This is a genomic window from Planktothrix sp. FACHB-1355 (genome assembly GCF_014748295.1).
Classification (GTDB): domain Bacteria; phylum Cyanobacteriota; class Cyanobacteriia; order Cyanobacteriales; family Aerosakkonemataceae; genus Aerosakkonema; species Aerosakkonema funiforme_A.
Genome location: NZ_JACJUP010000373.1, coordinates 1 through 5515, shown reverse-complemented (window position 1 = coordinate 5515; position 5515 = coordinate 1). Strand labels below are relative to the sequence as shown.

General features: G+C 42.7%; 3 protein-coding genes. All 3 read left to right on the top strand.

All coding sequences use genetic code 11. From position 1 onward, the window contains the following. Nucleotides 1-24: 24 nt before the first annotated feature. The gene (locus H6S82_RS16165) at nucleotides 25-3471 is read left to right on the top strand and encodes a PAS domain S-box protein (RefSeq protein ID WP_190462730.1); all 3447 of its coding nucleotides are present in this window, start codon (nucleotides 25-27) and stop codon (nucleotides 3469-3471) included. A 13-nt stretch (nucleotides 3472-3484) separates the two neighbouring features. Then, nucleotides 3485-4018: a response regulator gene (locus tag H6S82_RS16160; RefSeq protein WP_190462728.1), complete on the top strand. Its 534-nt coding sequence runs from the start codon at nucleotides 3485-3487 to the stop codon at nucleotides 4016-4018. 478 nt (nucleotides 4019-4496) lie between these two features. Further along, nucleotides 4497-5515, top strand: a 1019-nt coding sequence (locus tag H6S82_RS16155; RefSeq protein ID WP_191056422.1) for a response regulator, incomplete at its 3' end; no start/stop codon positions are given.

The following is a 5515-nucleotide window of genomic DNA, read 5'->3' as shown; positions in this document are numbered from 1 at the left end:
AATATTTATCCAAAAATACTATTTATGGAATTAACCGGAAAACCAAAAATTTTAATAGTTGACGATTGGCCAAATAACCTGCAATTCCTGTGCATTTTTTTGCAAGCACAAGGGTTTGAAATTTTAATTGCCGAATCGGGCGAAACTGCTTTAAAACAGATGGAAACAATCTTACCCGATTTGATTTTGTTAGATGTAATGATGCCGGGAATGGACGGGCTTGAAACCTTCCAATGTTTAAAAAATAAACCGGAAAGCCGAGACATTCCAGTAATTTTTATGACGGGTCTTTCCGATAAGGTAGATGAAGTCAAAGTATTGACATTGGGTGCAGTAGATTATCTGACAAAACCATTTGTAAATGAAGAAATTTTAGCGCGGATTAATATACATTTAAAACTGCGAGCGATGACTCGACAGCTACAAGAAAAAAATGAATTATTAGAGCAAGAAATTCGCGAACGCCGACAAATAGAAGCAGATCTTTTAGAAAGCAAATCGAGATTTGACCAGATGGCTAGCAGCATTCGCGAATGTTTCTGGATAGGAGATGCAGAAATCACCCAGCTTCTCTACGTCAGTCCCGCTTATGAAGAAATTTGGGGTCGCAGTTGCCAAAGTGCCTACGAACGAAGAATTAGCTGGTTAGATGCTGTTCATCCAGAAGACCGAGACCAAATTCGCAATGCTTGGGAACGTCTGTTCCAGGGGGAAGCAGTCGAGCAAGAATATCGCGTTATTCGTCCTGATGGCTCAATTGTTTGGGTACTCGATCGCACTTTTCCCGTCAGAAACTCCGCCGGAGAAATTTACCGCTTGGCGGGAATTGCCAGCGACATTACCCAGCGCAAACAAGCACAAGAAGCATTAAGAGAAAGCGAAGCACGCTTCCGAGCTATTTTCGAGCAAGCTGCGGTGGGAATTGTTGTATCCTCACTATCCGGTCAGCTTCTCAAAGTTAACCAACGATATTGCGACTTTTTGGGATACTCTGAGTCAGAGCTCCTGACGCTAACTTTCCAAGAAATTACCTACCCAGAAGACTTAGAACTAGACCTGAGATATTACCGTCAGCTATTAGCTGGCGAAATTCAACATTACTCGATCGAAAAGCGCTACATCCGCAAAGACGGTCGCCTGCAATGGGGAAAACTCACATTATCAGTAGTACTGGACTCTGACGGTGCTATCAGTTACATTATGGCCGCGATCGAGGATATCCAAGAGCGCAAACTCGCCGAAAAACAACTGCAATATCGCCTAACTTTAGAAACAGCCTTGGCCGCAGTATCCAGAGAATTTGCCACCAACGAAGCCGCAGATATCGATCGAGTTCTGGCAATATTAGGACTAGCGGTAGGCACAAATCGCGCCTATCTTACCCGCTTCCGAGAAAACAGCACCTTTGCTTATATGACTCATGAATGGTGCGACAGTCAAACTCAACCCCAAATCCAACATTTTCAAAATGTAGACACCAGTTTATTTCCTTGGTGGGTCGAAAAATATCGGAAAAATGAAAATGCTGTGATTAGCGATGTGGAAGCAATGCCAACAACAGCAGAAATTGAAAAAAACCTGCTCAAGTCCCTGGGTATCCGTTCTGTACTAGCCGTTCCCGTCAACACGGCATCCGGTCAACTCTGGGGAACGATTGGATTTGAAACGTATCGAGAAAACCGCAAAGATTGGTCGGATGAAGATGTGCAACTGCTGCGAGTTGTTGGCGAGATGATCTACAGCTACTGGGCTAGGCAGCAAGCACAAGAAGAACTGCGAGCTTCAGAGGCACTTTATGCTGGCATTTTTAACCATTCAGCCGAAAGCATTTTTCTCATTAACGTTCTGCCCGACGGTCAGTTTGTCTATCAAACTATGAACCCAATTCACGAACGGGCAACGGGTATTTCTGGTGGGGAAATTGCAGGCAAGACACCAACAGAAGTCCTCTCACCCGAAGTCGCCGCCCACGTTACGGAACGCTACCGCGCCTGTCTTAGTGCTGGCGTTCCGATTAAATACGAAGAAACGCTAGCATTGCCAGGAGGAACTCGGATTTGGCGAACTACTTTAATCCCGATTCGAGATTCCACCGGAAAAATTGTTAAATTGCAAGGCAGTGCGGTAGATATCACGGAAGAAAAACAAGCAGAAGCAGAAAAACTCCGTCAAGTCCAGCACCAGCAATTAATCGCATCTCTAACTCTTAAAATCCGCGAATCTTTGCAAATAGAGGAAATTCTCCACAACACGGTTACTGAAGTAAAGAACACCCTGAATGCCGATCGCGTTTTGTTCTTTCGCCTGCTGCCAGAAGGGGGAGGCAAAATTGTCAGCGAAGCTACTGTTGCTAACTTTACCAGCTTGCTGGGATTAGTTGTAGAAGATCGGTGTTTGCCCGCTCAATATTTAGAAAAATACTACCAAGGACAAATCCGCTTTTGTTCCGAAATTGATAACCTTGGCTGCACTCCTTGCTATGTGGAATTTATGCAGCAGCATCAGATTCGTTCCAACTTAATCGTGCCAATTCTCGTCATTGGAGAATCGGAAAACGGGAATAGCAAATTAAAATCTTCTCCCCCTCTCCCTATTTCCCCTTCGTCCCCTCAAAAATTATGGGGTTTGCTGTGCGTTCAGCAATGTAACGAAATGAGAGAATGGGCGCAACTGGAAATTGAACTTTTACAACAATTAGCGGAGCGGTTAAGCATAGCTTTGTATCAAGCTCAATTACTGGAAAAGCAAACTCGCTACGCTCAAGAATTGGCTCGTTCTAATGCCGAACTGGAACAGTTTGCCTATGTTGCTTCCCACGATTTGCAAGCGCCTTTAGGAACGATCGCCAGCTACGCTCAGCTCTTAGAAGAACGCTATGAAGATAAACTTGACGATAAGGCTAATAACTATATAAATAAAATTGTATCGGGTGCTAAGCGAATGCAGCGGCTCATCGATGACTTACTTTTGTATTCGCGAGTTGGCAGGAGTCACAAAGCTTTTGCGCTAGTTGACTGCAATCTGGTGTTTGAGGAAGTTTGCGCTAATCTTCAGGCCAGTATTCGCAAAAGTAATGCAATTGTTACAAAAAGCGAACTGCCAGCAGTAATGGCCGATCGCTCTCAAATGGTGCAACTGTTGCAAAACTTAATCGGTAATGCCATTAAGTACCGCCGTAATGAGGAACCTCCAATCGTTTCCGTTAACGTTTCTTTTCAAGAAGGTGCGTGGCTTTTTGCGATCCGCGATAATGGAATTGGGATTGACCCCAAGTACCGCGAGCGCATCTTTCAAATTTTTCAGCGCTTGCACACGCAAAAAGAATACTCTGGGACTGGCATTGGTTTAGCAATTTGTCAAAAAATTGTGCAACGTCATGGCGGTCGCATCTGGGTAGAATCTGCACTCGGTCAAGGGTCAACCTTTTACTTTACCATTTTTAACAAAAATCTGTCAGGCGATCGCTATTGAGACCCATACTTTTATGACAAATCCGTTGATTACCTCTGTAATTTCACCATATTTGAAAACAGCCGTAAGCAATGATAAATCATATATCAATACCAAAACATTCACTATTTTGATAGCTGACGATGATGAAAACGCTTGTTACCTAATGTCAGAGGCGCTAGCAGAAGTTCCCTTAGCTATCAATCTTTACGTATTACAAGATGGTTCGGAACTGCTGGATTATTTGTACCGTCGCGGGCAATACAGCGACCCTACCAGTTCGCCGCGCCCAAACCTGATTTTACTCGATTTGAATATGCCGTGTTTAAATGGAAAAGAAGCGCTGGCACAAATTAAGTCTAACTCTAATTTGAAGCACATTCCTATTGTGGTTATCACTACTTCAAAACGGGAGGAAGATATCTTAGATTGCTATAAGTTGGGCGCGAACTCTTTTATTGTCAAACCACTGACTTTTAAAGAATTGGTGAACGTTATGAAGGCTTTATGTCATTATTGGTTTGAAATTGTCACGCCTCCACCACATACCGATCTCAGTTCTGTTTAAAAAAATTCCCCGATCGACGGCTCTGTTGGTGGGGGAATTTTTAATGGTTAATAGCTATTTCTATGAGCAATAAACAAATTGCCCGCGTATGACAAATATAATAACAATGCAAAAGCAGGTAATATAATAATTGCTTTTGTTAGTGAGGACGTTTTTAATTACTCAAACATATAATTATAGCATATCTAGAAAATTTATAAATTTTCCGTAATGATTATTTACAATAATAAGTTTTTATGATATAATTTATAACTATACCAAATATATTAATTAACTTATGGCAATAAAGCAATCGATATCTAAGCCAGACAAGACGGGAGCTACAAGCATCGAGCCTGGTAAATAACCTGGTTGAGCTTTGGGAACCTGCTTTTCTAGGCGAAAGCTTTAGCTTTATATTTGCTAACTTTAAAGTTAGCCAGCTCAAAAATAAATTTAGCTGTTTTGCTTTTACTAAAATTAAAACATTTACAATAGTATGCACGTAGCTTTTCAAGAACCGATCGCCCATAGCAACTTAAGAGTTCTCCTGGTTGAAGACAATGTTGATGAGGCAGAACTAATTGAAGAGTTGCTATTGGAGACCAGTTGGGGGCGAGCGATTATCCTCCAGCGCGTAGAGCGACTGTCAGAGGCACGAGAAACTTTAAGTCAAGAAAAATTTGATGCGATTTTGCTAGACCTTTCACTGCCAGACAGCCAAGGATTTGAAACTGTAATTAAGCTCAAACAAGAAAATCAAAATATACCTATTGTAGTGCTAACGTCTCGTGCGGATGAAGAACTGGCACTTCAGTTAATATCGGTAGGCGCACAAGATTATTTAGTAAAAAGAAAAATTGATAGCGAACTATTAATTCGCTCTTTGCGTTACGCGATCGAACGGCAACACAGCCAAGAAATTTTGCACCAGAGCGAAGAAAAATATCGCTTTGTAGTCAATAATGTTAAAGAAGTAATTTTCCAAACAGATGCCGACGGCAACTGGACATTCATTAACCCAGCTTGGACAGAAATTACTGGCTTTTCGGCAGAAGAAACTTTACAAACACCGTTTTTAAGTTATGTTCATTTAGATGATATTCCATTATATCAAGAAAAACAAGCTGACGCTAGCAGTAATTGTAAAACAAATAAAGACGGCAGCCGCTATGAAATTCGGCTGCGAACTAAATCGGGTGGATTTCGCTACGTCGATATCGACGAACGTCTCAGCTTTGCCCCAGACGGAAGTATTTGTTCGCGCACGGGAACGCTCAAGGATATCACAGAGCAAAAAAGCGCGATGTTGGCACTGCGTTCTAGCGAAGCCAGATTGCGGGGGTATTTCGAGAATTCCCTCGTTGGGATTGCTATTTATGCACCCTTGTGCGAAGAGGGAAGCGGGAGAGCGGGGGAGCGGGAGAGCAGCATAACCGCAGAATACCCCAGAAAAGTAGAAAATGTGGATAATATTTCCCCCGCTCCCCCGCTCCCCCACTCCCCCCATCCCCCACT